The following is a 25,079-nucleotide window of genomic DNA, read 5'->3' on the forward strand; positions in this document are numbered from 1 at the left end:
ACGCGCGTCGCGTACGTCTACGCGCGTAACACACCGTCAGGGAGTGCATCACATGCCGCTGAACCGTAGGACGTTCCTGGGCACCACGGCCGCCGCCGGAGCCGGTGCGGCCATAGTCGGGGGTGTCGCGGCTCCCGCCGAGGCCCATGAGCAGGGGCACGGCCACGGCCGTGCGCCGAAGCGGTACTCGTTCAGCGTCATGGGCACCACCGATCTGCACGGCAACGTCTTCAACTGGGACTACTTCACGGACAAGGAGTTCGACGACAAGGCGCACAACGACATCGGCCTCGCCAAGATCTCCACGCTCGTCGAGCAGGTCCGCAAGGAGAAGGGCCGCCACAACACCCTGATGATCGACGCGGGTGACACCATCCAGGGGACCCAGCTGTCGTACTACTACGCCAAGGTCGACCCGATCACGGCCAAGCACGGCCCGGTGCACCCGATGGCGCAGGCCATGAACGCCATCGGCTACCACGCCGCCGCCCTCGGCAACCACGAGTTCAACTACGGCATCCCGGTGCTGCGCAAGTTCGAGGAGCAGTGCCGCTTCCCGCTGCTCGGCGCCAACGCTCTGGACGCCAAGACGCTGAAGCCGGCCTTCCAGCCGTATGTCATCAAGCGGCTGTGCACCCCGCACGGGCGGGACGTCCGGGTCGCGATCCTCGGTCTCACCAACCCCGGCATCGCCATCTGGGACAAGGCCAACGTCAGCGGCAAGATGGTCTTCCCCGGCCTTGAGGAGCAGGCCGCGAAGTGGGTGCCCAAGCTGCGCTCGATGGGCGCCGATGTGGTGATCGTGGCGGCCCACTCGGGCTCCTCCGGCACCTCGTCGTACGGCGACCAGCTTCCGTACATCGAGAACGCGGCCGCGCTGGTGGCCGAGCAGGTGCCGGGGATCGACGCGATCCTGGTCGGACACGCGCACGTGGAGATCCCCGAGTACCGGGTGAAGAACAAGCAGACCGGCAAGGACGTCGTACTGTCCGAGCCGCTGAAGTGGGGGCAGCGGCTGACCGTCTTCGACTTCGACCTGGTGTGGGAGAAGGGCCACTGGGCGGTCGAGAAGGCCGGCTCCAAGGTCCTCAACTCCAGTGCCGCTGTCGAGGACCCGAAGATCGTCCGGCTGCTCTCCGACGAGCACAAGAAGGTCGTGGCGTACGTCAACCAGGTCATCGGCACGTCGAAGGCGGCGATGACCACCGCCGAGGCGGCCTGGAAGGACGAGCCGATCATCGACCTGATCAACGCGGTGCAGGTGGACACGGTGAAGGCGGCGCTCGCGGGCGGCGCCTACGCGGCCCTGCCGGTGCTGTCGCAGGCGTCCTGCTTCTCACGCACGGCCGTCATCCCGTCCGGCCAGGTCACCATCAAGGACGCGGCCGGGCTCTACCCCTTCGAGAACACGCTGGAGGCGCGGCTTCTGACCGGCGCCCAGCTCAAGGACTACCTGGAGTTCTCGGCGCGGTACTACGTCCAGACGGCTGCCGGGGCGCCCGTCGACACGTCGAAGCTGACGAACGCCGACAACACGCCCGACTACAACTACGACGCGGTGTCGGGGCTGACGTACGACATCGACATCGCGAAGCCGGCGGGGGCGCGGATCTCGAACCTCGCGTTCCAGGGCAAGCCGCTGGATCCGGCCGCGCAGTTCGTGCTGGCCGTCAACAACTACCGTGCGAACGGCGGGGGCAACTTCCCGCATGTCGCGGGCGCGAAGCAGTTGTGGGCGAACTCCGAGGAGATCCGTAACACGATCATCTCGTGGGTGAAGGGGAAGGGTGTTGTCGACCCCGCCGCGTTTGCTTCTGTGGACTGGAAGCTGGTCCGGGACGGGGCGCCTGTCTTCCCGTAGTTCGTCTGCGGGGCGGCGGGGGCTGGTCGCGCCCACGCGGCGGAGCCGCACATTGACACAGCCCCGCGCCCCTGGGCCGATGTCCCTCAAGGGGTGCGGGGTCAGCCCTCCAAGGGGATCAAGCCGCCCGGTGCCCTCGGTGCCGGGTGGGCTTCCTGTGGCTTGGTCAGGCCGAACGTGGTGAATGCCGTGCGCTGCGGCAGCGGGTACGGCTCCTTGCCCGTCAGGGAGTTCAGGATCGCCGCGCTGCGCCAGGCCGCCAGGCCCAGGTCGGGGGCGCCCACGCCGTGCGTGTGCTTCTCGGCGTTCTGGACGTACACCGCGCCCGTGACCGAGCTGTCCAGGACCAGGCGGAAGTCGGCGTCGATGCGCGGGCGTTCGGAGGAGTCCAGGCGCATATACGGGTCGAGGCCGGACAGCATGCGGGCCAGGGGGCGCTCCCGGTAGCCGGTGGCGAGGATCACCGCGTCGGTGGTGAGCCGGGAGCGCACGCCCTGCTGCGCGTGTTCCAGGTGCAGCTCGACCTTGGTGGTGGCGACGCGGCCCGCCGTGCGGACGCTGACCCCGGGCGTGAGGGTCGCGTCGGGCCAGCCGCCGTGCTGGGTGCGGCGGTAGAGCTCGTCGTGGATGGCGGCGATGGTGTCCGCGTCGATGCCCTTGTGGAGCTGCCACTGGCGGGGCACCAGCTCGTCGCGGACGGGCTCGGTCAGGGCGTGGAAGTAGCGCGTGTAGTCGGGGGTGAAGTGCTCCAGGCCCAGCTTGGAGTACTCCATCGGCGCGAAGGTCTCGGTGCGGGCGAGCCAGGTGATGCGCTCGCGGCCCGCCGGGCGGTTGCGCAGCAGGTCGAGGAAGACCTCGGCGCCGGACTGGCCTGAGCCGACGACGGTGATGTGGTCGGCGGCGAGGAACCGCTCGCGGTGGTCGAGGTAGTCGGCCGAGTGGATCACCGGCACCGCGGGTGCGTCCGCGAGCGGCTTGAGCGGCTCCGGTACGTACGGTTCGGTGCCGACGCCGAGGACCAGGTTGCGGGCGAAGGCACGGCCGAGGGCCTCGGCCTGGCCGTGGATGTCGAGCTGGGTGAAGTCGACCTCGAACACCTCCCGTTCGGGGTTCCAGCGCACCGCGTCCACCTGGTGTCCGAAGTGCATTCCGGGCAGGCTCTCGCTGACCCAGCGGCAGTACGCGTCGTACTCGGTGCGCTGGATGTGGAAGCGCTCGGCGAAGTAGAACGGGAAGAGCCGCTCCCGGTGGCGCAGGTAGTTGAGGAACGACCAGGGGCTGGCGGGGTCGGCGAGGGTCACCAGGTCGGCCAGGAACGGCACTTGGAGGGTGGCGCCGTCGATGAGCAGGCCGGGGTGCCAGTGGAAGGCGCGGCGCTGTTCGTAGAAGGCGGCCGAGAGTCCGCCGGGCACACCGTGGGCGAGGGCGGCGAGCGAGAGGTTGAACGGGCCCACTCCGATGCCCACCAGGTCGTGCGGACGGTCGATGTCTTGGACGGGTGCCGGTGCGGTCATCGCGGGATGCTGCCTTCCACGGTCTTGAGGAGCTGTGCCAGGTCGCCGGTGGTGGTGTGGGGGTTGAGCAGGGTGGCCTTGAGCCAGAGGCGCCCGCCGGCGCGGGCCCTGCCGAGGACGGCCCGGCCTTCGGTGAGCAGGGCGCGGCGGATCCCGGCGACCTCGTCGTCGGTGGCGCCCGTCGGGCGGAACAGGACGGTGGAGATCGTGGGGCGCTCGTACAGGTCGAGACGGGGGTGTTCCTCGACGAGGTCCGCGAAGGTCAACGCGAGGGCGAGCGTGCGGTCGACGAGCTCGGCGAGGCCGGTGCGGCCGAGGGCGCGGAGCGTGACGGCGATCTTCAGTACGTCCGGTCTGCGGGTGGTGCGCAGGGAGCGGCCGAGGAGGTCGGGCAGGCCCGCTTCGGTGTCGTCATCGGCGTTGAGGTAGTCGGCGGTGTGCGCGAGCGGGGCGAGGCGGGCCGGGTCGGGGACCGCGAGCAGCCCGGCGGCGACCGGCTGCCAGCCGAGTTTGTGCAGGTCGAGCGTGACGGAGTGGGCGTGTTCGAGGCCGCGCAGCTTGGTGCGGTGGGTGTCGCTGAAGATCAGCGGGCCGCCGTACGCGGCGTCGACGTGCAGCTCGGCGCCGTGCCGGGTGCACAGGGCGGCGATCTCGGGGAGCGGGTCGACGGCGCCCGTGTCGGTGGTGCCCGCGGTGGCGGTGACCAGGACCTGGTGGTGGTGCGGGTCGGTGAGGGCGTCGTCGAGCGCGGCGAGGTCGAGGGTGCCGGAGGGGGCGGGGACGGTGACCGGCTCGGGGAGGCCCAGGAGCCAGGCGGCGCGGGAGATGGAGTGGTGGGCGTTGGCGCCCTGGACGACCTGGACGGAGCCGTGCCGTTCGCGGGCGAGCAGGAGGGCGAGCTGGTTGGACTCGGTGCCGCCGCTGGTGACCAGCGCGTCGCCGCCGGGCCAGAACTCGGCGGCCAGCGCCCGGGTGACGAGGGCTTCGAGCCCGGCGGCGGCGGGGGCCTGGTCCCAGGAGTCCAGCGACGGGTTGAGGGCGGAGGCGGCGAGGTCGGCGGCTGCGGCGAGGGCCAGCGGCGGGGTGTGCAGATGGGCGGCGCAGCGGGGGTCGGCGGGGTCGGCCGCGCCTTCCGCGAGTGCCCGGACCAGCGTGGTCAGCGCTTCCTCGGCACTGGTGCCCCGTGATGGGAACGCCTCCCCGACCGCGGCCCCGACCCGCACGGCCACCGCCTCCGGCCCGCCGCCCGGCAGCGGCCCGCCCCGGGCCACCGCGCCCTCGCGCAGCGCGTCCAGGACGACGCCGAGGAGGGGGTGCAGGGCGGCGGGGCCGGTGGGGCCGCCGGCGAGGGGCGGGGTGTGCATGGGGGGAGTCCTTCGGGTGCGCGAACGACGGCCTCACCAGCGTGGAGCGTTCCGGCGCGGTGAGGCTGCCCTGCACAACGATCTCAACCCGAAAGTGGTACTGGCCCCCGGAGGCGGGGTGTTGGTGGGTGGCGCGCTGGTATGAGCACGCCACCTCCGGGGCCGTCGTGCGGCGGCCCGGGTCAGGCGTTCCGTACCGCCAGCGCCCTGCGCAGGTCGTCGACCTGGTCGGTCAGCTTGCGCCGCAGGGCCGGGAGGAGGTCGTCGCGGGACAGGCACTCCTCGCCCAGGGCCACCGTCTCCGCGTCGACCGCGAAGTCCGGGAAGGCGTAGCGGCCCGCCGCCTCCGCGATCGCGGGGCCGCGCCGGGCGGCCAGCGGGACCGCGTCGACGTAGAAGCGCGTCACGTACTCCCGTACGAGGTCGGCCTGTTCGGGCTGCCAGAAGCCCTGGGCGGTCGCCGTGAACAGGTAGTTGGAGAGCGCGTCGCCCTCGAACATCGCGGCCCACGCGGCCGCCTTCGCGGGCGCGTCCGGGAGCGCGGCGCGGCAGCGGGCCGCGCCCTCCTCGCCCGTCGCGCTGGGGTCGCGCGCCAGCTCGGCGGCGATCTCCGCCCCGGAGGTCGCCCCCAGCACCGCGAGCCGGTACAGGACGCGCCAGCGCAGCTCCGGGTCGAGCTCGGGGCCGCCGGGGACGCTTCCGTCGGCCAGCCACTCCTGGATGGTGTGGGGCTGGGCGGCGCAGTCGATGAAGTGGCGGACGGCGGTGAGGCGCAGACCCGGGTTGTCGCCGTCCTCGGTGCGCCGGATCAGGTCCCGGGTCAGCTCGCCGAGGAGCGCGAGCGCGGCGGGGCGCGCGCCGTCCGCGAGATAGCGGTCGGCCACCTGGCCGCGGGCGAAGGTGAGGACGCCCTGCACGATGGCCAGGTCCGACTCGTGCGGGAGGTGGGCGCGGGCCGCCTCCAGGTAGGCGGCGGGCGGGAGCTGGCCGTCGCGGACCATGTCGCGGGCGGCGTTCCAGACGACGGCTCGGGCAATGGGGCCTCCCCTGCTCGAACGCAGTTGAGAGCTTGGAGAAGGGTCGGGCAGTCCGGAGAGGGAGCGCAGGGCCGTCTGCCACGACTCGGCGTCCAGGCGCACCTTGGCGTAGCTGAAGTCGCCGTCGTTGAGGAGCACGAGCGCGGGGCGCGCGCCGGTGCGGGTCACCGGCTCGGCGCCGGGCACGTCGGTCTCGAAGCGCTCGCGCAGCACCAGCTGCCCGGGGCGCGCCGGGTCGGTGTCGTACGCGCCGACGGCGATCCGGTGCGGCCGGTCCCCGTCCTGCTCGACGGCGAGCGTCCAGGAGCCGCCGTCCTCCCCGACCACCGACGTCAGCGTGTCCACGCCGGTGGTGCGCAGCCACTTGTCGGCCCAGGCGTGCACATCGCGGTCGGTGGCGGAGGCGAGGTTGTCGATGAAGTCGGCGAGCGTGGCGTTGCCGAACTTGTGCCGCTTGAAGTGGGTGTTGATGCCCGCGAGGAAGTCCTTCTCGCCCAGCCAGGTCACCAGCTGGCGCAGTGCGGACGCGCCCTTGGCGTAGGAGATGCCGTCGAAGTTGAGCATCGCGGAGGCGGTGTCGGGCACGGCGGCCGGGTCGGGGGCGACGGGGTGGGTGGAGGGCCGCTGGTCGGCGTCGTACCCCCAGGCCTTGCGGACGATCCCGAAGTCCACCCAGGTGTCGGTGAAGCGGGTGGCCTCGGTGAGGGTCTGGTAGCCCATGTACTCGGCGAACGACTCGTTCAGCCAGATGTCGTCCCACCAGCGCAGGGTGACCAGGTCGCCGAACCACATGTGGGCCATCTCGTGCGCGACGACCATGGCGCGGGTCTGGCGCTCGGTGTCGGTGACGGCGGAGCGGTAGATGAACTCGTCGCGGAAGGTGACCAGGCCCGGGTTCTCCATCGCGCCCGCGTTGAACTCGGGCACGAAGGCCTGGTCGTACGAGTCGAACGGGTACGGCTCGTCGAACTTCTCGTGGTAGCGGTCGAAGCACTGCCGGGTGATCTCGAAGAGTTCCTCGGCGTCGGCGTCCAGGTACGGCGCGAGCGAGCGGCGGCAGTGCAGGCCGAAGGGCAGGCCCGCGTGCTCGGTGGTCACCGAGTGCCAGGGGCCGGCGGCGAGCGCCACGAAGTAGGTGGAGAGCAGCGGGGTGGTGGCGGCCTTCCAGCGGCCGTCGCCCTGCTGCTCGGTGATGCCGTTGGCCAGCACGGTCCAGCCTGCGGGCGCGGTGACCGTGAGGTCGAAGGCGGCCTTCAGGTCGGGCTGGTCGAAGGCGGCGAAGACGCGCTGCACGTCCTCCATGAAGAGCTGGGTGTACGTGTAGGTCTCGCCGTCGACCGGGTCGGTGAAGCGGTGCAGCCCCTCGCCGGTGTGCGAGTACGTCATCTCCGCCTCGACGCGCAGCTCGTGCGGGCCTTCGGCGAGACCGGTGAGCGCGAGGCGGTTCCCGACCAGTGCGGCGGGGTCCAGTGGCTGTCCGTCGAGGCTGACCGAGCGCAGGGTGGCGGGCTTGACCTCGACGAACGTGTCCCCGGCCGCGCGTGCGGTGAAGTGGATGACGGTCTGGGAGTCGAAGGTCTCCTCGCCGGTGGTGAGATCGAGCTCGATCTCGTACCGCTGGACGTCGAGGAGCCGGGCACGGGTCTGCGCTTCGTCGCGCGTCAGTACGGACATGGAGGCCATGCTGCCCGATGCGCCCCGGTCCGCACACGGGGAATGCGTTGCGCTCTCAGCGCAGGGCGCCCGGGCGCGCGGCGGCGGGATGGTGCCCCGGACGCGGTGCGGGCCCGTGGTGCGGGCACCCGGGTCGGCCGCGTCGCGGGCGCCGCTCTCCCGCTTCGATGCCACAGGCCCCCGTCACGACGACTTGGCGATCGTCTCGTGGTGCCTGATCACCTCCGCGATGATGAAGGTCAGGAGCTTCTCGGCGAAGGCCGGGTCCAGCTTGGCGTTCTCCGCCAGGCGGCGCAGCCGGTCGATCTGCTCGGCCTCGCGGGCCGGGTCGGCCGGCGGCAGCTTGTGCTCGGCCTTGAGGTGGCCGACCTGCTGGGTGCACTTGAAGCGCTCGGCGAGCATATGGACGACGGCCGCGTCGATGTTGTCGATGCTGTCCCGGAGCCGGGCGAGCTCCGCCTGCACGGAGGGGTCGATCGTGGTCATGGTCGTCGAGCTTACGTGGCCGGGCCCGGGATCGTCGGAGGGTGTTCAGGATCCGGGATCCTGCTGCTCCAGCCGCCGGGGACGGACCGGCTCTGCTGCTCGCGGAAGCGGACCGGCGCGGTGCCGACACGCCGGGTGAACAGGCGTGAGAAGTACGCGGGGTCGTCGTAGCCCACCCGGCGGGCCACGGCGGCGACCGGCAGCTCGGTGGCGGCGAGCAGTTCCTTGGCGCGGCCGAGCCGGATGCCCAGGAGGTAGTCCTTGGGGCTGCACCCCGCGCCCCGGCGCACCGCCGTGCGCAGCTCGGCGGGGGTCATACCGTGCCGGGCGGCGTGCTCAGCCACCGACAGCGGCTGGAAGGCGTCGCGCGCGAGCGCCTGCAGGACGGGGTCGCCGTCGGGCGCGAGATCGGCGCGGGCACGGCGCAGGGCGACGAGGAGTTCGTGGACGGCGGCGCCCGTCTCGACCTCCAGGAGCGGGTTGCCCCGGCGGGCCGCCCGTGCGATCCGGCCGACGGCGGCCCGGGCGCCCGCGGTGTCGGCGAGCGGCACGACGGGCCGCTCGGGTTCGATGTAGCCGAGCTCGGTGTACGTGGCGGTCGCGGGCCCGGTGAAGTCGACGAACGACTCGTCCCAGCCGGTGGCCGGGTCGGGCCCGTAGTGGTGCGGCACGCCCGGGGTGAGCCAGATCAGCGCGGGCGCGGTCACGGTGAGGCGCTCCCCGTCCGCGCCCCGGAACCAGCCGCCGCCCGCGCCGATCACCACGGCGACGTGGTGGTCCAGGGTGCGCGGCCCGACGGTGGGCAGCGCGCCGTGCTGCATCCCGACGCCCAGGCAGACCAGGCCGAGCCGGTGGTGGACCGGGCTCGGCGTGAAATAGCGCATCCAGGTGTGGTACATACCGGTTCCACCGCCTCCCGTCCCCCTTTGCGTCCAATCAGCGCCGATCTTTGTCCATGGACCGGCGCCCGCGCCAGGGGCGAGGCTGACCCCGGGAGATCGAGAGACGGGCGGGGCCAGTGGCTGACTTCACCGTGGGTGACGAGGACTTTCTGCTGGACGGGCGGCCGGTGCGGCTGCTCTCGGGGGCGCTGCACTACTTCCGGGTGCACGAGTCCCAGTGGGGCCACCGGCTCGCGATGCTGCGGGCGATGGGGCTGAACTGCGTCGAGACGTACGTGCCGTGGAACCTGCACGAGCCGGCCCCGGGCCGCTACCGGGACCCGGACGCGCTGGGCCGCTTCCTGGACGCCGCGCACGCCGCCGGGCTGTGGGCGATCGTGCGCCCCGGCCCGTACATCTGCGCCGAGTGGGAGAACGGCGGGCTTCCGCACTGGCTGACGGGCACGCTCGGGCGGCGGGTGCGCACCCGGGACCCGGAGTATCTGCGGCACGTGGAGCGCTGGTTCCGGGCGCTGCTGCCGCAGGTCGCGGCGCGCCAGGCCGACCGGGGCGGCCCGGTGGTCATGGTGCAGGTGGAGAACGAGTACGGCAGCTACGGCTCGGACCGGGTGTATCTGCGGGCGCTCGCGGACCTCCTTGCCGAACTGGGCGTGACCGTCCCGCTGTGCACCTCCGACGGCCCCGAGGACCACATGCTGACCGGCGGCTCCCTTCCGGGTGTGCTCGCCACCGCGAACTTCGGCTCGGGCGCCCTCGAAGCCTTCGGGGTGCTGCGCCGCCACCGCCCCGAGGGGCCGCTGATGTGCATGGAGTTCTGGTGCGGCTGGTTCGAGCACTGGGGCGCGGAGCCGGTGGTGCGGGACGCGCGCGAGGCGGCCGGGGCGCTGCGGGAGATCCTGGAGTGCGGCGCCTCCGTCAACCTCTACATGGCGCACGGCGGCACCAGCTTCGCCGGGTGGGCGGGCGCCAACCGGGACGGCGAGGCGCATCTGGGCACGCTGCGGCCGGACGTCACGTCGTACGACTACGACGCGCCCATCGACGAGTACGGCCGCCCGACGCCGAAGTTCTGGGCGTTCCGCGAGGTGCTCGCCGAGTACGCGCAGCGGCCGCTCCCGGAACTCCCGCCCGCCCCACCGGTGTTGGGCGCCCCGGTCACCGTGCCGCTGACGGAGTGGGTGGCGGCCGAGGACGTACTGGAGGCGCTGGGGTCGGCGGAGGGGGTGTACGGGACGCCGCCGACGTTCGAGGAGCTGGACGTGGACCGGGGTGTGGTGCGCTACCGGTTCGAGGTGCCCGGGCCCCGGCAGCCGTATCCGCTGCGGGTGCTCGGGCTGCGGGACCGGGCGGTCGTATACGTCGACGGGGTGCGGGCCGGGGTGCTCACCGAGGACGACGCGGTGCTGCCGGAGCCGGTGGCGGGGCCCGCCGTGGTCGAGCTGTGGGTGGAGTCGCTGGGGCGCGTCAACTACGGGCCGACGCTCGCCGAACACAAGGGGATCACCGTCGGGGTGCTGCACGAACGGCAGTTCCTGCACGGCGTACGCGCACGCGGGCTGCGGCTCGACGCGTTCGAGGACCCCGAGCGGGTGCGGCGGCTCCCGTTCCGTTCAACCGCGGAGGGGGGCCGGGGGCTGTTTCGAGGCACCTTCGACGCCCCGGTTCCGGGGCACGCCCGTCTCGAACTCCACGGCCTGGTCCGGGGTTTCGTCTGGGTGAACGGCTTCAGTCTCGGACGCTACTGGTCCACCGGACCACAGCAGTCCCTGTACGTCCCCGGAGCGGTGCTGCGGGATCAAGCCAACGTGGTGTGGGTGTGGGAACTTGAGGTTGAGGACTCAACGGGTCCGGAAGTGACGTTCCACTAGCCTCGAAGCGCGCGAAGAAAGCGCATTCCCTTTCCCGACGCACACGGTGAGGTTGACATGAAGGATCTCATCACCCGATCCCGCATCGCCAGGTTGGCCGCCTCCGGAGCCGCCGTGGCAGCGACCGTGCTGCTCGCCACTCCCGCGTCCGCCGCGACCGCGATCTCGGTCACGCCGAGCAGCGGCCTCTCCGACGGCCAGACGGTCTCGGTCACCGGTTCCGGCTACACGCCCGGCGCCGCCGTGAACGTGGGCGAGTGCGCCTCCGCCACCGTCTGTTCCAGCGACGTCACGTACCTCACCGCCGACGCCGACGGCGCGATATCGGTGTCGCTCGACGTCAAGAAGGCCTTCACCGCCAAGGACTGGTCCACGGGCCAGGAGATCAACGTGGACTGTGCCGCCGTGCAGTGCAACATCACGGCCTGGGAGCAGACCACGGGCAACACGGTACAGAACATTTCCTTCAACTGAGCGCGTGGGCAACGCCCGCCCCGCCCGCTCACGGGGCGGGGCGGCCGCTCCTACAGCTCCGTCACCTCGAACGCGTCCAGTGTGAACTCCGCCGTGCCGTCGTCACCGGTCTTGCGCAGCCCGACCCACGCCTCGCCGGTCGCGGGGGCCGTGAACTCGTGGACGTACGCGGTCGGCCCGGTCGCCGTCCCGAACACCTCGCGGCTCAGCTCGCGCGTCCCCGCGCCCTCGTCGACGGCCGTGATCCACGCGTACTGGCCGGCCTTCTCGCTCTCATATCGGAAGCCGACGCGGTAGCGCTTACTGGGGAGGAACCGGACGGTGAAGGGCACGGTCCGGTAGACCAGGCCGTCGTTCTCGCCGCGCGACTTCAGCGACTGGCCGCCGTCGATCACGTCGTCGACCGCCTTCCCGTTCCAGCCTCGCTGGGTGTACGGGGCGTGCCGCTGCGCGAGGTGGGTGCGGGGGTCGGTGGCGCCGCCCGCGTCGCCCTTGACGAAGACGCCCCAGCCCTGCGGCACGTTCTCGAAGTCCTCGTAGACCAGCGCGCCCTCCTTGGCGGTGGGCCGGGCCGCCACGACCCGTACGTTGTCGAACCGCACCCGGGCCTCCCCCGCCTCCGCGCACAGGGCCAGCTCGACGGGGCCGCCGCCCTCGGGGACCGTGAAGTGGGTGAACATCCGCTGGAAGCGGGTGCCGTGCTTGCGGTCGGCGGCGACGTAGTTGCCCGCCGTGGAGGTCGCCGTCCAGTTGCGCGCGGTCACACCGTCGGCGGTGCGCACCTCCAGGGCCGCGACGCGCCGCTCCCCCGCCCGCTCGCCCACCTCGACCTGCACGGACGCGGCGTACGTACCGGGCGCGAGGCGGGTCAGGCGCTGTCCGGCCGAGGCCGCCGCGCCCGCGCCGAACACCAGCTCGTAGTCACCGAGTGCGCTGCGGCGTACGGACGCGGGGCCGCTGACCGTCCAGCCCTTCAGGGAGCCGGAGTGGAAGCCGGGGTCGTACAGCCCGGTGCCCTGGCCCCAGCGCGGGTCCCGGTTCCGGGCGCGCTCGCGCAGGACGACATAGGGCTGCCCGGCCGCCGCGCCCTCGATGGTGACCGTGCCGGAGCGGACCGGCAGCTCGCGCTCGTACGCCCGGCCCTGGTCGGTGAGCCGGTACAGGGCCACCGTGCGGGCCCCGGACCAGCCGCGCGGCAGCCGCCAACTGGTCGTGCCACCGGCCGGGTTGTAGTGGTAGAGCTTGGCCGGGTCGGCCGCGCGGCGGGGCTCCCAGGGCAGCAGATAGGCGCCGCCGTCGTACACCACGCGCGCGTCCGTGGTGATCCGGCGGGTGCCGTCGGCGTCGGAGACCGAGGTGGCTCCGGGTCCGAAGAAGGTGATCTCGTGCTCGTCCCAGCGCCGGATCGGATACGCCTGGAGGTACTTGGCGGGCAGCGTCCGTGTCCAGATCAGCTCGTAGAACGCCGTCCAGTCGGTCTTTCCGACCCACCCCTCGAAGTTGCCCATACGGGCATGGCCGAGCAGCGTCGGCCACTTGTCGGCGAAGACGTCCTTCTGGTGGTTCCTGATGAAGCGGATCAGCCGGGAGTTGATACCGCGCGAGGTGTCGCCGCCGTAGTCGGTCTCGTTGGCCCAGTGCGACCAGAGCGAGGAGCGCTCCAGGCCGTGGCCCCACTCGGAGGTGACCAGCCAGCCCTGGTCGCGCAGGGCGCGCTGGAGGCGGTCGGAGGTCCAGCCCGACTCGCGGAACACATCGATGTAGACGGCGCCCAGCGCCGGGTCCGCGTCGCGGCGCAGCGCGGCGAACCGCCGCGCGATGTCACCGGAGACCAGGTCGCGGCGCTGGTCGATGCGGTACGACTGGTCGAGCCAGTCCCACTGCTCGTTCGCCTTGTCGACGAGCGTCTCGGAGAAGGCGTGGGCGACGGGGTAGGACTCGGTGGCGTTGACGTGGACGGCGAAGTCGCTGTTCCACTTCTTCCCTTCGCGGACCAGGTGGTTGAGGTCCTCGATGCCGCCCGCGCGCTCGTTGTAGTTGCCCGCGTAGTCGGGGTGGGCCGAGTCGTGGCCCTCGGACTGGTAGCCCTTGAGCAGTGTGTACTGGCGCAGGCCGTCGGTGGCGAGCGAGATCCGCTTGACGTTGTCGAGGGTGGCCAGGAACGAGTTGGTCGCCTGCGAGGCGAAGTTGAACGGGATGTGCGGGACGACCCGCAGATGCTGTTCGTCGGCGCCGAGCGGGCTGACCATGATGTCGCGGAACGCGATGGCCGCGTCCTGCCAGTCGACGGTGCCGTCTCCGTCGCGGTCACCGGTGACGATCACGGTGGCGTACGGCAGCGGCTCGGTGTCCCGCACGGCGGCGGTGGCGGCCCGGTGCGTCCACTGGCCGGGGACGAGCCGCGCCTCGACGTATCCGTCGCGCTTGAGGGTCTGGCGCCACAGCCGCCCGTTCTCCCAGGTGGTTCCGGCCGCGCTGTCGGGCTTGTCGTAGACGGTGTTGGTCTCGACGGCCCCGCCGAGCCCGTCGTGCGCGACCACCGCGTACGCACAGCCGACCGGCGCCGCGTCCGGGGCGGTGTCCGCGGCGACCCGGACGAGCGTGTCTCCGCTCTTCGCCTTGTCCAGCTGGATCCGGGCGGCGAGCAGCGCCGCGCCCGGCTGGTCGCTGCGCACGGAGAGCAGGGCGAGGCCGGGGATCTGGAGGGTTCCCACGCGCAGGGCCGCGGTGTCGTCGATCCGGGTCACCCGCCAGTCGACGCGGTGCCCCTCGACACGGATCTCCACGCCGATCTCGGTGCCGCCGTCGAAGGCGAGCGTGTACGCGGCCCGGTCCCGGCCCGTCCGCGCGGTGACCCGCGGCGTGTGGGCGACCCCGTCGACCAGCACGCTCGCGACCGGCTCCTGCTGCCCGTACAGCTTCGCGCCGGTCGCGCGGTCGGTGTACGAGACGATGCGCGGGAACGCGGCGTCGACCAGCACCTCCAGGTCGCGCGAGCGGATGGCGCTCTCCCCGGCGGCGAGCGCGGTCCCGGGCGCCCCCAGCGCGACCCCGGCCCCGGCCAGCGCGGTGGCCGCCACCACCGTCCTCCGCTTCGGTCCGCGTACTTCAGCGTTCACGCCGGCTTCCTCCTCGTGACGGGGTCTCGTGCCAGGTCACGATGGGCCGGGAGGTGTGGGTACGCCCATGGACAAAGGGGAGGGGGGTGTTGGACTAAGTGTTCGACTGCGGGTTGTGCGCGGCCGGCCGCGCCCACGCGGCGGAGCCGCACCCCGAGAACTCACCCCGGTCCGGGGTCGCCTACCGGGGCGCGGGGAACTGCGCGCTCGGCCACACACAACCCGCAGACGGATACCGGGCGGAGAAGGGGCGCGGGGAACTGCGCGACCAGCCCCCACCGGGACCGCAGGCAGCCCCCGGGCCAATGTCGAGGAGCAGGACGTCCGGGTCGTGCCGGTCCACCGCCTCCAGGGCGGAGGGGGCCGTCGAAGACATCGTCGAGGACACCGTGATCGGCATGTTCACATATGGCCGGATTGGGCCGGACGCCCGCACATTCGGGGCGCCCGGCCGGGAGGAGCCGTGCGGTGCGAGCGGAGCGCTAGAGGGTGGCCGCGGCCTTCGCGATGTCGGCGGCGAAGGTCGAGACCTCGCTGTAGACGCCCGGGTAGCCGGGCTCGGCGCAGCCCTGGCCCCAGCTCACGATGCCGACCTGGATCCAGGCGTCGTTGTTGTCCTTGCGGAACATGGGGCCGCCGGAGTCGCCCTGGCAGGTGTCGACGCCGCCCTGCTGGACGTAGCCCGCGCAGATCTCGTCACTCGGGACGAGGTCGCTGCCGTACGCCTGCTGGCACTGCGCGTCGGAGACGAACGGGACCGTCGCCTTGTAGAGGTAGCGCTGCTGGCCGCCGCCCTCACTGCGGGCGCCCCAGCCGGCGATGGTGAAGGTGCCGTTGTTGAACGCGGTGGTGGTGGCGATCTTGAGGGTGGGCTGGTTGACCGGCTTGGCGAGCTTGATCAGCGCCCAGTCCTTGCCCTTGCCGTTGTAGCCGGGCGCCTGGAGCACCTTGGTCGACTTCACCTTGACGGCGCTGCCGCTCTGGAGGTCGACGACGCCCGCGGTCGCGGTGATGGAGGTGTTGGTGCCGGAGCCGTCCACGCAGTGGGCGGCGGTGAGGACGATCTGCTGGGTGTAGAAGGCGCCGCCGCAGCCCATGGAGAGGCGGACCATGAACGGGAACTCGCCCTGGGCGGCCCGGGTTCCGCCGACCACGGGCGCCGGGGACGCGGAGGCTCCCGTGGCGGGCTGGAGGGTGAACGCGGCGAGGGTGACCGCCGCGACGGCTATGCATCTCTTGAGCGCACGCACGAGGGTGTTCTTCAAGGGACTGCCTTTCGTGGGGGGTTGAGCGTGGGGAGTGAACGTCTCCGCGCCCCGGCGCGCCACTGGGATGACATGGGCGCGTCAATGCGCGTGTTGTGGATTATCGGAGCCCCCCGGGCGCCCAACAAGGATGACTTTCCGGCCATGTGTACGAAGGCGGGGTGCCGCGGATCCCTCGTACAGTGGAGGCCGGCTCACCGTCGTACGGGGGTGACAGCGTGGCCCATACGAACGCGGCCGGGTCCGGGGCCGGTCACGGCTCCAGTCCGGTCGTCCACGGGTATCCGCACATCGAGACCGTGCGGGCGGCGATCACCGCGCTGTACCGGCGGCTGTCGTCCGACGGGATCCAGGGGTACGCGACGAGCGTCCTCCCCGCCGACGTGGCCTTCGCCGACCACGACGACCTCCATCTGGGCGCCCAGCGGGTGGCCCGGTCGCTGGTCCAGCACCTCCATCTGCCGGAGGCCCGGATGATCGTCGGGTTCCGCGAGATGCGGCACGCGGCATCGGTCGAACTGGCCGCGGGGCCCGAGTACTTCATCGAGCTCAACGACCGCTTCCGGCGCCACCGGCGGGACATCGGGGCGGCCCTCGCACACGAGATCACGCATGTGCTGCTGCACCGGCTCGGGCTGGAGTTCCCGGGGACGCGGGACAACGAAATCCTCACGGACACGGCGACCACGTATCTGGGGGCGGGGTGGCTGCTGCTCGACGCTTTCCGGGAGGACGGGGTGTCCAGCCAGAAGCTGGGGTACCTGACGCCGGAGGAGTTCGGTTACGTACTGGCGAAGCGGGCGGCGGTGTTCGGCGAGGACCCGTCGCCGTGGTTCACCAGCCCGCAGGCGTACCCCGCGTACCGGGCCGGGCTCGCCCGCGCCCGGCTCGACGAGCAGCAGCCGCCGCTGGTGGCGGCGGGGTGGGCGGGGCGCCGGCGGTACGCGCGGGACCGGCGGGGTGCGCGGGGGTCGGCGGGGGCGCCGTACTCCTTCGAGGGGGAGGGGTCCTCGCTGCGGGTGTGCTTCTCGTGCCCGACGTGTGGGCAGCGGAATCGGGTGGGGGTTCGGGGGAGGGTGCGGGTGCGGTGCGGGGTGTGCGGGGCGGTACTGACCTGCGACACGTAGCCCCCACCGGGGGGGTGGGTGGGGGTTGAGGCTCGTTTCCCGAGGGCTACGCCCCCGGACCCCCGCTTCGGGGCTCCGCCCCGGATCCCGGCGCGGGGGTGGGTGGGTTACCTGGGCTCCGCCCCGGGTCTCCGTTCGTCTGCGGGCCGTCTTGGGCTGGTCGCGCAGTTCCCCGCGCCCCTGAAGGGCGGGAGCTTCGCTCCCCGCCCCCGCTCCTCCAACGCCGGAGGGCCTGGATGTGCGGACGCTCGTTCCTCGCACGCCGGAGGGGCTGAAACGTGGCCGGGCCCCCCTCTGCCTGCCTTTAGGGGCGCGGGGAACTGCGCGAGCAACCACAGCCGGCCCGCAGACAAGCCCCGGGCCCAAAGGGGCGCGGGGAACTGCGCGAGCAACCACAACCGACCCGCAGACGAACGCCGGGCCAAGGAGGGGCGCGGGGGACTGCGCGACCAGCCCCCACCGGGCCCGCAGCCGAATGCAACCGGCCACCCACCCGCAGGTGAACCCGTAAATCAGCCATCACCCACCGGCCCGGCCGAAATTCGCCCCTACCCGCCCTCCCCGACGCCCCACGTTCACCACCGCGTCACACCCCACCCCCGTAATGAAGGAGTTGTCTGTACAACAGTTGGCTGTACAACCTCGCCCCTCATGGAGCCCTCGTGACGACCGCCCCCCGTATCCGCACCACCGGTATCGCTCTCGCGCTCACCGCGTCCGCGTTCGCCCTTGTCGCCTGTGGCGCGAAGAGCGATGCCAAGAACGTCGACTCGGGCGGGAAGGGCGGCGGGGTTTCCGTCGCGGCCGCCGGGTCCGCCGCCGAGGCCGGTGGGATGGACGCCCTCATCGCCGCCGCCAAGAAGGAAGGCACGCTCAACGCCATCGCCATCCCCCGCGACTGGGCCAACTACGGGGCCCTCATCGACGGGTTCCAGAAGAAGTACGGGATCAAGGTCGCCGTCGAGAACCCGGACGGGACCAGCCAGGACGAGATCAACGCCGTCAGGACCCGCAAGGGCCAGGACCGCGCCCCGGACGTGCTCGACCTCGGTGCCTCGTTCGCGCAGGCCGCGGCCCAGCAGGGGCTGACCGCCCCGTACAAGGTGACCGCGTACGACAAGATCGCCGAGGGGCAGAAGGACGCGCAGGCCCGCTGGTTCAACGACTACGGCGGCTACGTCTCCATCGGCTGTGACGCCAAGCGCGTCAAGGAGTGCCCGCAGACCTTCGCCGATCTGCTGAAGCCGCAGTACAAGGGGCAGGTCGCGCTCAACGGCAACCCGACCAAGTCGGGTTCGGCCTTCGCCGGTGTCTATGCCGCCGCCCTCGCCTCCGGCGGGTCCTTCGACGACATCCAGCCCGGTCTCGACTTCTTCGGCAAGCTCAAGAAGAACGGGAACTACAACCCCGTCGAGTCCACCCCGGCCACCGTCGAGAAGGGTGAGACCCCGATCAGTATCGACTGGGACTATCTCAACGCCGGGTACGGGGAGGAGTTCAGGAGCAAGGGGCTGGACTGGAAGGTCGCTGTGCCGGGGGACGGCGTTTACGCGCAGTATTACTCCCAGGCCGTCAACAAGGATGCGCCGCACCCCGCCGCCGCCCGGCTGTGGCAGGAGTACCTGTACTCCGCCGAGGGGCAGAACCTGTGGCTGAAGGGGCACGCCCGTCCCGCGCTCATGACCGCCATGGAGCAGGACGGCTCGCTCGACAAGGCCGCCGCGGCCGCGCTGCCCAAGGTCGCGGGCACCCCGAAGTTCCCGTCCGAGGCGCAGAGCGCCAAGGCCAAGCAGGTCCTCGCCGCGGGCTGGGCCAAGGCGATCTCGGGCTGACCTGATCCATGACCTCGTCACTCATCACCTCCTCCTCGTCGGGGGCCGGCGCCGCGACCGACGTGCGCCGTCCCCGGCGGCGGGGCCTCAGGGCCCCCGGGTCCTGGCTCGCCGCCCTGCCCCTGCTGGCCTTCGTGGCCCTCGCCTTCGGGCTCCCCGCCGTCGCCATGTTCAACGGCGCGCTCACCGTCAGCGGCTCGTACGGGCTCGGCAACCTCGACCAGTCCCTGCACGGCGCCTACCGCACCGCGCTCCTCGGCAGCCTCAAGCTGGCCGCCGTCACCGCGGCCATCGGCTCGGTGCTCGGGCTGCTGCTCGCCCAGGCCGTCGTCACCTCGCGCGGCCGGGCTCTGCGCGAGGCCGTGCTCACCGCGTCCGGCGTGCTCGCCAACTTCGGCGGTGTGCCGCTGGCGTTCGCCTTCGTCGCGACCCTCGGCAACGCCGGGGTGCTCACCACCCGCCTCGGCCTCGGCCGGCACGGGTGGAGCCTCTACAGCTTCTGGGGTCTCACCCTTACTTATCTGTACTTTCTGGTGCCGTTGATGGTTCTCACCGTCGCTCCCGCCCTCGACGGGCTGCGGCCGCAGTGGCGCGAGGCCGCGCTCAACTCCGGTGCCGGCGCCTGGCAGTACTGGCGGCACGTGGGCATCCCGGTGCTGCTGCCGACCCTGCTCGGCGGGTTCGTGCTGCTCTTCGGCAGCGCCTTCGCCGCGTACGCCACGGCCGCCGCGATGGTCGGCAGCTCGGTGCCGCTGGTGACGCTCCAGATCGCGGACGCGCTCTCCGGCAACGTCCTGATCGGCCAGGAGAACGTCGCGCTCGCCCTCAGCCTCGACATGGTCCTGGTCGCGGCGCTCGTCATGGCCGTCCATCTGCCGCTGCAGCGAAGGAGCGCCCGATGGCTCGCCTGATCCCGGCCGGGATGCGCCCGTGGCGCGGTGTCGTCCTCGGCGCCGCCGGGCTCTACTTCCTGGTTCCGCTGATCGCGGCTCTTGTCTTCACGGTGGATGTGCCCGGTCAGGGGTTCACCCTTGATTCGTACACGCAGATCTTCTCCGCCGACGGCTTCAGCACCGCCCTGCTGCTCTCCCTCGGCCTCGGGCTCACCACGGTCGCCCTCGCGCTGCTTCTGACGCTCCCGGCCGCGCTCGCGGTGCGGATCTCGGGCTCGGGGCGGCTGCGGGCGGTGCTCGAAGTGGTCTGCACACTGCCGCTGGTGGTGCCGCCGGTCGCGCTGGTCGCCGGGATCGGGACCGTGCTGAAGTGGGGGCCCGACCACCTCGCCAGCACTCCGCTGTACGAGACGTTCGTCGCCGTGCAGGACCCGGACTTCCCGATCGTGCTGGTCCTCGCGTACGTGGTGATGGCGCTGCCGTTCGTCTACCGCTCGCTGGAGGCGGGGCTGCGGGCCGTCGACGTCCGTACGCTCGTCGAGGCCGCCCGCGACCTGGGCGCCTCCTGGCCCCGGGCGATCGTCTCGGTCGTCCTGCCCAATCTGCGCACCGCGCTGCTCAACGCCTCGTTCCTGGCGCTCGCGCTGGTGCTCGGCGAGTTCACGGTGGCGCAGCTGCTCGGGTTCCGGCCGTTCGCGGTGTGGATCGTGCAGGCGTCCGGCTCCGACGCCCAGCTGTCCGTGGCCGTATCGCTGCTCAGTCTGGTGCTGACCTGGGTACTGCTGCTGGCCCTGACCGCCGTCTTCCGTACGCGTGCCGCCCGTTCGGCGCGTGCCCCCCGCAGTGACAAGACCAAGAAGGAGGCGGGCGCGTGACGATCACCGACGCACCTGCGCGTACCGGGACCGCCCTGAGGATCCGGGGGCTGCGCCGCACCTTCGGCTCCGCCGTCGCGCTCGACGGGCTCGACCTCGATGTCGCACCCGGTGAACTCCTCGCCCTGCTCGGCCCGTCGGGCTGCGGCAAGACCACGGCGCTGCGGGTCCTCGCGGGCTTCGAGAAGCCCGACTCCGGTCAGGTGCTGCTCGACGGCGAGGACATCGTGCCGGTCCCGGCCAACCGGCGCGACACCGGGATGGTCTTCCAGTCGTACAGCCTCTTCCCGCATCTGACCGCGGCCGACAACGTGGCCTTCGGGATGCGGATGCGCAAGGTAGCGGCGGCCGAAAGGCGTTCGCGCGCCGCCGAGTTGCTGGAACTGGTGGGTCTGCCCGACCACGGCGGGCGCTTTCCGCACCAGCTCTCCGGCGGTCAGCAGCAGCGCGTGGCGCTGGCCCGGGCGCTCGCCCTGCGGCCCCGGCTGCTGCTGCTCGACGAGCCGCTCTCGGCGCTCGACGCCAAGGTGCGGGTGAATCTGCGCGAGGAGATCCGGCGGCTCCAGCTGGAGCTCGGGATCACCACCGTGTTCGTCACGCACGACCAGGAGGAGGCCCTGTCGATGGCCGACCGGGTCGCGGTGATGCGCGGCGGGCGGCTGGAGCAGTGCGCCACCCCGGCCGAGTTGTACGACCGTCCGGCGACCGCCTTCGTGGCGTCCTTCATCGGCACCATGAACCGGATCCCGGGGCGCCTCGCCCCGGACGGGCAGGCGGAGGTCCTCGGCGTCACGCTTCCCGTGGACGGTCCGGCGGCCGGTGCCACCGCGTTCCTGGTGCGCCCCGAGGCGCTCGACGTGTCGGCGGACGGCCCCGACCTCGTCACCGGCAGCTCCTTCCACGGGGCGAGCACCCGGCTGCGCGTCCGCCTCGCGGACGGCACCGAGGTGAAGGTTGATCTGCCCTCGCACGCGGCGGGCGCGTTCGGCGCCGGTGCGGCCGTGACCGTACGGCCGCAGCGGCGTCCGGTGCCGGCGGCGGGTGAGGAGGCGTGAGCGGGCTGCGGGCGGTGCTCTTCGACATGGACGGCACCCTGGTCGACACCGAGCGGGCCTGGGTCGAGGTCGTCGAACGGGTCGCGGCCCGGCACGGGTACGCGCTGGTGGGCACCGGGCGCACGGCGGTGTACGGACGGTCCGTCGAGGACACCGCCACGATGCTGTACGAGCCCCTCGGCATTCAACAGGCCGCCCTTGCGGCCGAGTTGGGCGACGGGTTCGCCGCGCGGCTCGCCGACGGGGCCGAGCCCCGGCCGGGCGCGCTGCGGCTGCTTTCGGTGCTGCGCCGCAACCAGGTGCCGACCGCGCTGGTGTCGGCGTCCCCGCGCGCGGTCGTCGACCGGGTCGCGGCCTTCCTGGCCGGGCACCGCTTCGACGCGGTGTACGGGGCGGAGGACACCGTACGGACCAAGCCCGCGCCCGATCCGTATCTGGCGGCGGCAGCGGCGCTCGGCGCGGAGCCTTCACGGTGCGTGGCCGTCGAGGACACGGTGACGGGCGTGGCGTCGGCCGAGGCGGCGGGGTGCGCGGTGCTCGCGGTGCCGTCGATGGAACCCATCGCGCCCGCGGCGGGCCGGACCGTGCTGGCTAGTCTGGAGGAGGCTGATCTGACGTTGCTCCGCTCGCTGATCAGCGTGCGCTAGCGGGCAGTTGACGGGGACAGGAACGGGGACGGGGAGAGATGGCAGGCAAGGCGCCGCTGTACCGGAAGGTGGCCGGCGATCTGCGGGCGGCCATCACCGCCGGGGAGTACGGGTCGGGGGCGCGGCTGCCCGCCGAGGACGAACTCGCCCGTACCTACGGTGTGTCCAGGGGCACGGTCCGCCAGGCGCTCGCCGCGCTGCGGGCCGACGGGCTGGTCACCTCGCGGCGCGGGGCGCGGCGGGTGGTGCTCGGCGGGGGCGGGACGCGGCTCCAGAGCTTCGAGGAGCTGCGGTCGTTCGCGCGCTGGGCGCGCTCGCAGGGCGAGGAGCCGGGCGGCCGGACGGTCGCGGTAGACCCGGGCGAGGCGACCGAGGAGGAGGCCTACCACCTGCGGCTCCCGGTCGGGGAGCGGATCTTCCGGGTCCTTCGGGTCCGTACGCTCTCCGGGTCCCCGGTGATGGTGGAGCGCACGACCTACCCGGAGCGGGTGGGTGAGCTGGTGGCGGCGATGGACCCGGGCCTCGCCTCCCACGCCGACGAGCTGGAGGCGCACGGGGTGCTGTTCAGCGACGCCCTGCACACGATCGACGTGGTCCCGGCGGACGCCGCCGACGCGGAGCTGCTCGGCTGCCGGGCCGGTGACGGCCTGCTGCGCGAGCGCCGCCGCTCCACCGACCCGGCGGGCCTGCCGCTGGAGTGGTCCCAGGACCGCTATCTGCCGGGCACGGTGGCGTTCACCGTACGGAACTCGTCGGGGTCGAGGGCGATGGGCAGGAGCCTGAGAGCCTGCCTTTGAACCCCCGTCGTCCGCCCGGAGGGCGGGCGCAGCGGCGGTCGGTGCGTGCGATCGGCGTGCGGCGTCCCAGGTCATGTGGCGGAGCCACCTGTCCTGGGACGCCGTGCGTCGAGCGTGCGTGCCGGGCGTCGGGGCGCAGGCGGGGGTTCAAAGGCAGGCTCTCAACGGCTCGTGAGGCTCCTGCCCGCCCGGGTCCGCCCGCTGTTGCTCAGCAGCCGTGGTCGACCAGGTCGAACGTCGCGTAGTGGTCCGAGGTGTAGTAGTCCTCGTCGCCCTGCTGTCCGGTGACGATGCGGCGGGCGCCGCGCGTCGGGGAGCCGGGCGTCTTCACGGTGTACTCGTGGTAGTAGCCGCTCGGCTCCGACGGCAGCACGTGCTCGCGGTTGGAGAAGACGACGCCGTCCTGGGAGTACGGGAACGGGCCGCCCTTGTCGATGAGCCGCAGCGTGTCGTACGCCTGCGAGGGCAGGGCGGAGTAGCAGATGCTGGCGACGCTCCGGACGGACGCCGTCGACGCGGTGGCCGCGGTGGCCGGAAGTGCGGCCGGGCCGAGGAGCAGGGTGGCGGCGAGGGTGACTGTTCCGCCGAGCGTGGTGATGCGTGGGGGGATTCTCATGCGGTCATGATGACGCGCGTAGAGCGGCGGCCGTCAACGTCAATTCCGTTGAATTTCCCACGAGTTAACCTACGGCACCCGCCCGTAACGGAAGCGTCTACCGCTCTTTGCTCTCATGGAAAGAATTTGGCCATTCTTTCGTTTAAGCGAACTAAATGCCTTGCTACTCTCTCCCGCCATGGACCACAGACTCGCTGCCGACCGCGCCAAGGCGGTCGAAGATCTTGTCTCCGTGACGCGCGAACACAGCGGCGTCACGGTGATGTTCCACACCGCGGTCGCCGAAAGGCAAGGCCTGGGCGCCTCCGAGACCAAGACGCTCGATCTGCTGGAACGGTTCGGTCCGCTCACCGCGAAGGAACTCTCCCAGCACACCGGCCTCGCCCCCGCCTCCGTCACCGGCCTCGTCGACCGCCTGGAGGCCAAGGGGTTCGCACGGCGCGCCAAGCACCCCACGGACAAGCGGCGCGTCCTCATCGAGATCCGCCGGGAGAACATCGACGGCCTGAAGCGGTTCTTCGCGGACTGGTCCCATCAAGTGGCGGACTTCTGCGAGGAGTTCACGACGGAGGAGCTGGAAACCGTGATCCGCTTCCTCGCCGGCAACAGCACGCTCCAGCGCGAGGCGGCGGCACGGCTGGGGCCGTAGGGCCTGTCGTCACATTCCCGCCTGCCCCGCGACGCGCGACGGGCAACGGGCGACGGGCGACGGCCGACGCGCGGCGACGGGAATGTGACGACAGGGCCCCAGCGCGGGACGCGCCGCCGCAGCCGGCGGCTTCCCCGCCCCCTCACCCCGCCCCGTACACCGCCCCCGGCGCCTCCGCCTCCCCCAGCAGCCTTCGCGCCGTCTCGCCCGCCTCCGCCGGGGTCCAGCGGGCTCCCTTGTCCGCCGTCGGGCCCGGGCGCCAGCCCTCCATGACCGTGATACGGCCCCCCTCCGCCTCGAAGACCCGGCCCGTCACGCCCTCGCTCGCCGCCGAGCCGAGCCACACCACCAGCGGTGACACGTCCTCGGGTTTGGCCGCGAGGCCGGTGAAGACCTGCTCGGTCATCCGGGTGCGCGCCGCCGGGGCGATCGCGTTGACCTGGACGCCGTACCGCGCGAGCTCCGCCGAGGCCACCAGCGTGAGGCCGACGATCCCGGCCTTGGCCGCCGCGTAGTTCCCCTGGCCCACACTGCCGAGCAGGCCCGCCCCCGAGGTCGTGTGGACGACCCGGGCCACCGGCCTGCGGCCCGCCTTGGACTCGGCGCGCCAGTGCGCCGCCGCCTCCCGCAGCGGCAGGAAGTGGCCCTTGAGGTGGACCCGCAGGACCGCGTCCCAGTCGTCCTCGTCGAGGTTGACCAGCATCCGGTCGCGCAGGAAGCCCGCGTTGCTCACCAGCGTGTCCAGGCGGCCGAAGCGGTCGAGGGCCGCTTCGACCAGGGAGGCCGCGCCCTTCGCCGTCGCGATGTCCCCGCCGTGTGCGACCGCCTCGCCGCCCGCCGCACGGATCTCGGCGGCGACCTGCCCGGCCGGGCTGCCGGGGGCGGGGGCGCCGTCGAGGCCGACGCCGAGGTCGTTGACGACGACCTTCGCCCCCTCGGCCGCGAACGCCAGGGCGTGCGCACGGCCGAGCCCCCGCCCCGCCCCGGTCACCACGACGACCCGCCCCGCACTGATGTCCGTCAT

General features: G+C 72.3%; 20 protein-coding genes. 11 read left to right on the forward strand and 9 right to left on the reverse strand.

The genetic code is table 11. The annotated features are described in order from the left end of the window. The first annotated feature begins 52 nt into the window (after window positions 1-52). On the forward strand, window positions 53-1,861 hold the full coding sequence (locus tag ACFWA7_RS23350; protein ID WP_385824936.1) for a bifunctional metallophosphatase/5'-nucleotidase: 1,809 nt from the start codon (window positions 53-55) through the stop codon (window positions 1,859-1,861). 101 nt (window positions 1,862-1,962) lie between these two features. Here ACFWA7_RS23350 and ACFWA7_RS23355 read toward each other — a convergent pair whose 3' ends face one another. From ACFWA7_RS23355 to ACFWA7_RS23375, 5 genes are all read right to left on the reverse strand, one after another. Continuing rightward, entirely contained in the window at window positions 1,963-3,375 is a 1,413-nt protein-coding gene (locus tag ACFWA7_RS23355; protein WP_385537103.1) for a lysine N(6)-hydroxylase/L-ornithine N(5)-oxygenase family protein, read from the reverse strand. Next, complete coding sequence (locus tag ACFWA7_RS23360; protein ID WP_385824938.1) at window positions 3,372-4,739, reverse strand: pyridoxal phosphate-dependent decarboxylase family protein; 1,368 nt, start codon at window positions 4,737-4,739, stop codon at window positions 3,372-3,374. The genes ACFWA7_RS23355 and ACFWA7_RS23360 overlap by 4 nt, the downstream gene beginning before the upstream one ends. Window positions 4,740-4,921: 182 nt before the next feature. Continuing rightward, the gene (gene pepN, locus ACFWA7_RS23365; protein WP_385824940.1) at window positions 4,922-7,450 is read right to left on the reverse strand and encodes an aminopeptidase N; all 2,529 of its coding nucleotides are present in this window, start codon (window positions 7,448-7,450) and stop codon (window positions 4,922-4,924) included. A gap of 183 nt (window positions 7,451-7,633) precedes the next feature. After that, a complete protein-coding gene (locus ACFWA7_RS23370; RefSeq protein WP_385537111.1) occupies window positions 7,634-7,936 on the reverse strand; it encodes a chorismate mutase in 303 nt (100 codons plus the stop codon). An 11-nt stretch (window positions 7,937-7,947) separates the two neighbouring features. Next, window positions 7,948-8,835, reverse strand: coding sequence for a helix-turn-helix domain-containing protein (locus ACFWA7_RS23375; protein WP_385824943.1), 888 nt, complete (start codon window positions 8,833-8,835; stop codon window positions 7,948-7,950). A gap of 119 nt (window positions 8,836-8,954) precedes the next feature. Here ACFWA7_RS23375 and ACFWA7_RS23380 point away from each other — a divergent pair, with 119 nt between their 5' ends. Together ACFWA7_RS23380 and ACFWA7_RS23385 are read left to right on the forward strand one after the other, a co-directional pair. Next, window positions 8,955-10,706, forward strand: coding sequence for a beta-galactosidase family protein (locus ACFWA7_RS23380; protein ID WP_385824945.1), 1,752 nt, complete (start codon window positions 8,955-8,957; stop codon window positions 10,704-10,706). A 57-nt stretch (window positions 10,707-10,763) separates the two neighbouring features. Further along, window positions 10,764-11,180 (forward strand): enediyne antibiotic chromoprotein, encoded by a 417-nt coding sequence (locus ACFWA7_RS23385; RefSeq protein ID WP_385824947.1) that lies wholly within the window; start codon window positions 10,764-10,766, stop codon window positions 11,178-11,180. A 50-nt stretch (window positions 11,181-11,230) separates the two neighbouring features. Here the strand turns inward: ACFWA7_RS23385 and ACFWA7_RS23390 are convergent, their stop codons facing one another. Next, window positions 11,231-14,299 (reverse strand): endo-alpha-N-acetylgalactosaminidase family protein, encoded by a 3,069-nt coding sequence (locus tag ACFWA7_RS23390; RefSeq protein WP_385824949.1) that lies wholly within the window; start codon window positions 14,297-14,299, stop codon window positions 11,231-11,233. Window positions 14,300-14,781: 482 nt separating this feature from the next. Then, window positions 14,782-15,564, reverse strand: a complete 783-nt coding sequence (locus tag ACFWA7_RS23395; RefSeq protein WP_385824951.1) for a S1 family peptidase — start codon at window positions 15,562-15,564, stop codon at window positions 14,782-14,784. A gap of 218 nt (window positions 15,565-15,782) precedes the next feature. Here ACFWA7_RS23395 and ACFWA7_RS23400 point away from each other — a divergent pair, with 218 nt between their 5' ends. The 7 genes from ACFWA7_RS23400 to ACFWA7_RS23430 all read left to right on the forward strand — a co-directional run bounded on the left by ACFWA7_RS23400 (window position 15,783) and on the right by ACFWA7_RS23430 (window position 22,790). Then, the gene (locus ACFWA7_RS23400) at window positions 15,783-16,691 is read left to right on the forward strand and encodes a hypothetical protein (RefSeq protein WP_385824953.1); all 909 of its coding nucleotides are present in this window, start codon (window positions 15,783-15,785) and stop codon (window positions 16,689-16,691) included. A 662-nt stretch (window positions 16,692-17,353) separates the two neighbouring features. After that, entirely contained in the window at window positions 17,354-18,523 is a 1,170-nt protein-coding gene (locus ACFWA7_RS23405; protein ID WP_385824955.1) for an ABC transporter substrate-binding protein, read from the forward strand. An 8-nt stretch (window positions 18,524-18,531) separates the two neighbouring features. Further along, complete coding sequence (locus tag ACFWA7_RS23410) at window positions 18,532-19,434, forward strand: ABC transporter permease (protein ID WP_385824957.1); 903 nt, start codon at window positions 18,532-18,534, stop codon at window positions 19,432-19,434. After that, window positions 19,422-20,291 carry an ABC transporter permease gene (locus ACFWA7_RS23415; protein WP_385824960.1) on the forward strand — a complete coding sequence of 290 codons (870 nt, stop codon included), beginning with the start codon at window positions 19,422-19,424 and terminating at the stop codon, window positions 20,289-20,291. Before ACFWA7_RS23410 ends, ACFWA7_RS23415 begins: the two co-directional genes overlap by 13 nt. After that, complete coding sequence (locus ACFWA7_RS23420; protein WP_385824962.1) at window positions 20,288-21,346, forward strand: ABC transporter ATP-binding protein; 1,059 nt, start codon at window positions 20,288-20,290, stop codon at window positions 21,344-21,346. The genes ACFWA7_RS23415 and ACFWA7_RS23420 overlap by 4 nt, the downstream gene beginning before the upstream one ends. After that, the gene (locus tag ACFWA7_RS23425) at window positions 21,343-21,993 is read left to right on the forward strand and encodes an HAD family hydrolase (protein ID WP_385824964.1); all 651 of its coding nucleotides are present in this window, start codon (window positions 21,343-21,345) and stop codon (window positions 21,991-21,993) included. The genes ACFWA7_RS23420 and ACFWA7_RS23425 overlap by 4 nt, the downstream gene beginning before the upstream one ends. 38 nt (window positions 21,994-22,031) lie before the next feature. Next, entirely contained in the window at window positions 22,032-22,790 is a 759-nt protein-coding gene (locus tag ACFWA7_RS23430; protein ID WP_385824966.1) for a GntR family transcriptional regulator, read from the forward strand. 208 nt (window positions 22,791-22,998) lie between these two features. On the opposite strand, the gene ACFWA7_RS23435 is transcribed toward ACFWA7_RS23430, so the two are convergent. Further along, complete coding sequence (locus ACFWA7_RS23435; RefSeq protein WP_385824968.1) at window positions 22,999-23,406, reverse strand: ribonuclease domain-containing protein; 408 nt, start codon at window positions 23,404-23,406, stop codon at window positions 22,999-23,001. Window positions 23,407-23,584: 178 nt separating this feature from the next. On the opposite strand from ACFWA7_RS23435, the gene ACFWA7_RS23440 reads away from it, so the two are divergent. Beyond that, window positions 23,585-24,055 carry a MarR family transcriptional regulator gene (locus ACFWA7_RS23440; protein ID WP_385546338.1) on the forward strand — a complete coding sequence of 157 codons (471 nt, stop codon included), beginning with the start codon at window positions 23,585-23,587 and terminating at the stop codon, window positions 24,053-24,055. Window positions 24,056-24,197: 142 nt separating this feature from the next. Here the strand turns inward: ACFWA7_RS23440 and ACFWA7_RS23445 are convergent, their stop codons facing one another. Further along, window positions 24,198-25,079 carry an SDR family oxidoreductase gene (locus ACFWA7_RS23445; RefSeq protein WP_385824970.1) on the reverse strand — a complete coding sequence of 294 codons (882 nt, stop codon included), beginning with the start codon at window positions 25,077-25,079 and terminating at the stop codon, window positions 24,198-24,200.

This window comes from Streptomyces sp. NPDC059994, from assembly GCF_042737755.1.
In the GTDB taxonomy this organism is placed as follows: domain Bacteria; phylum Actinomycetota; class Actinomycetes; order Streptomycetales; family Streptomycetaceae; genus Streptomyces.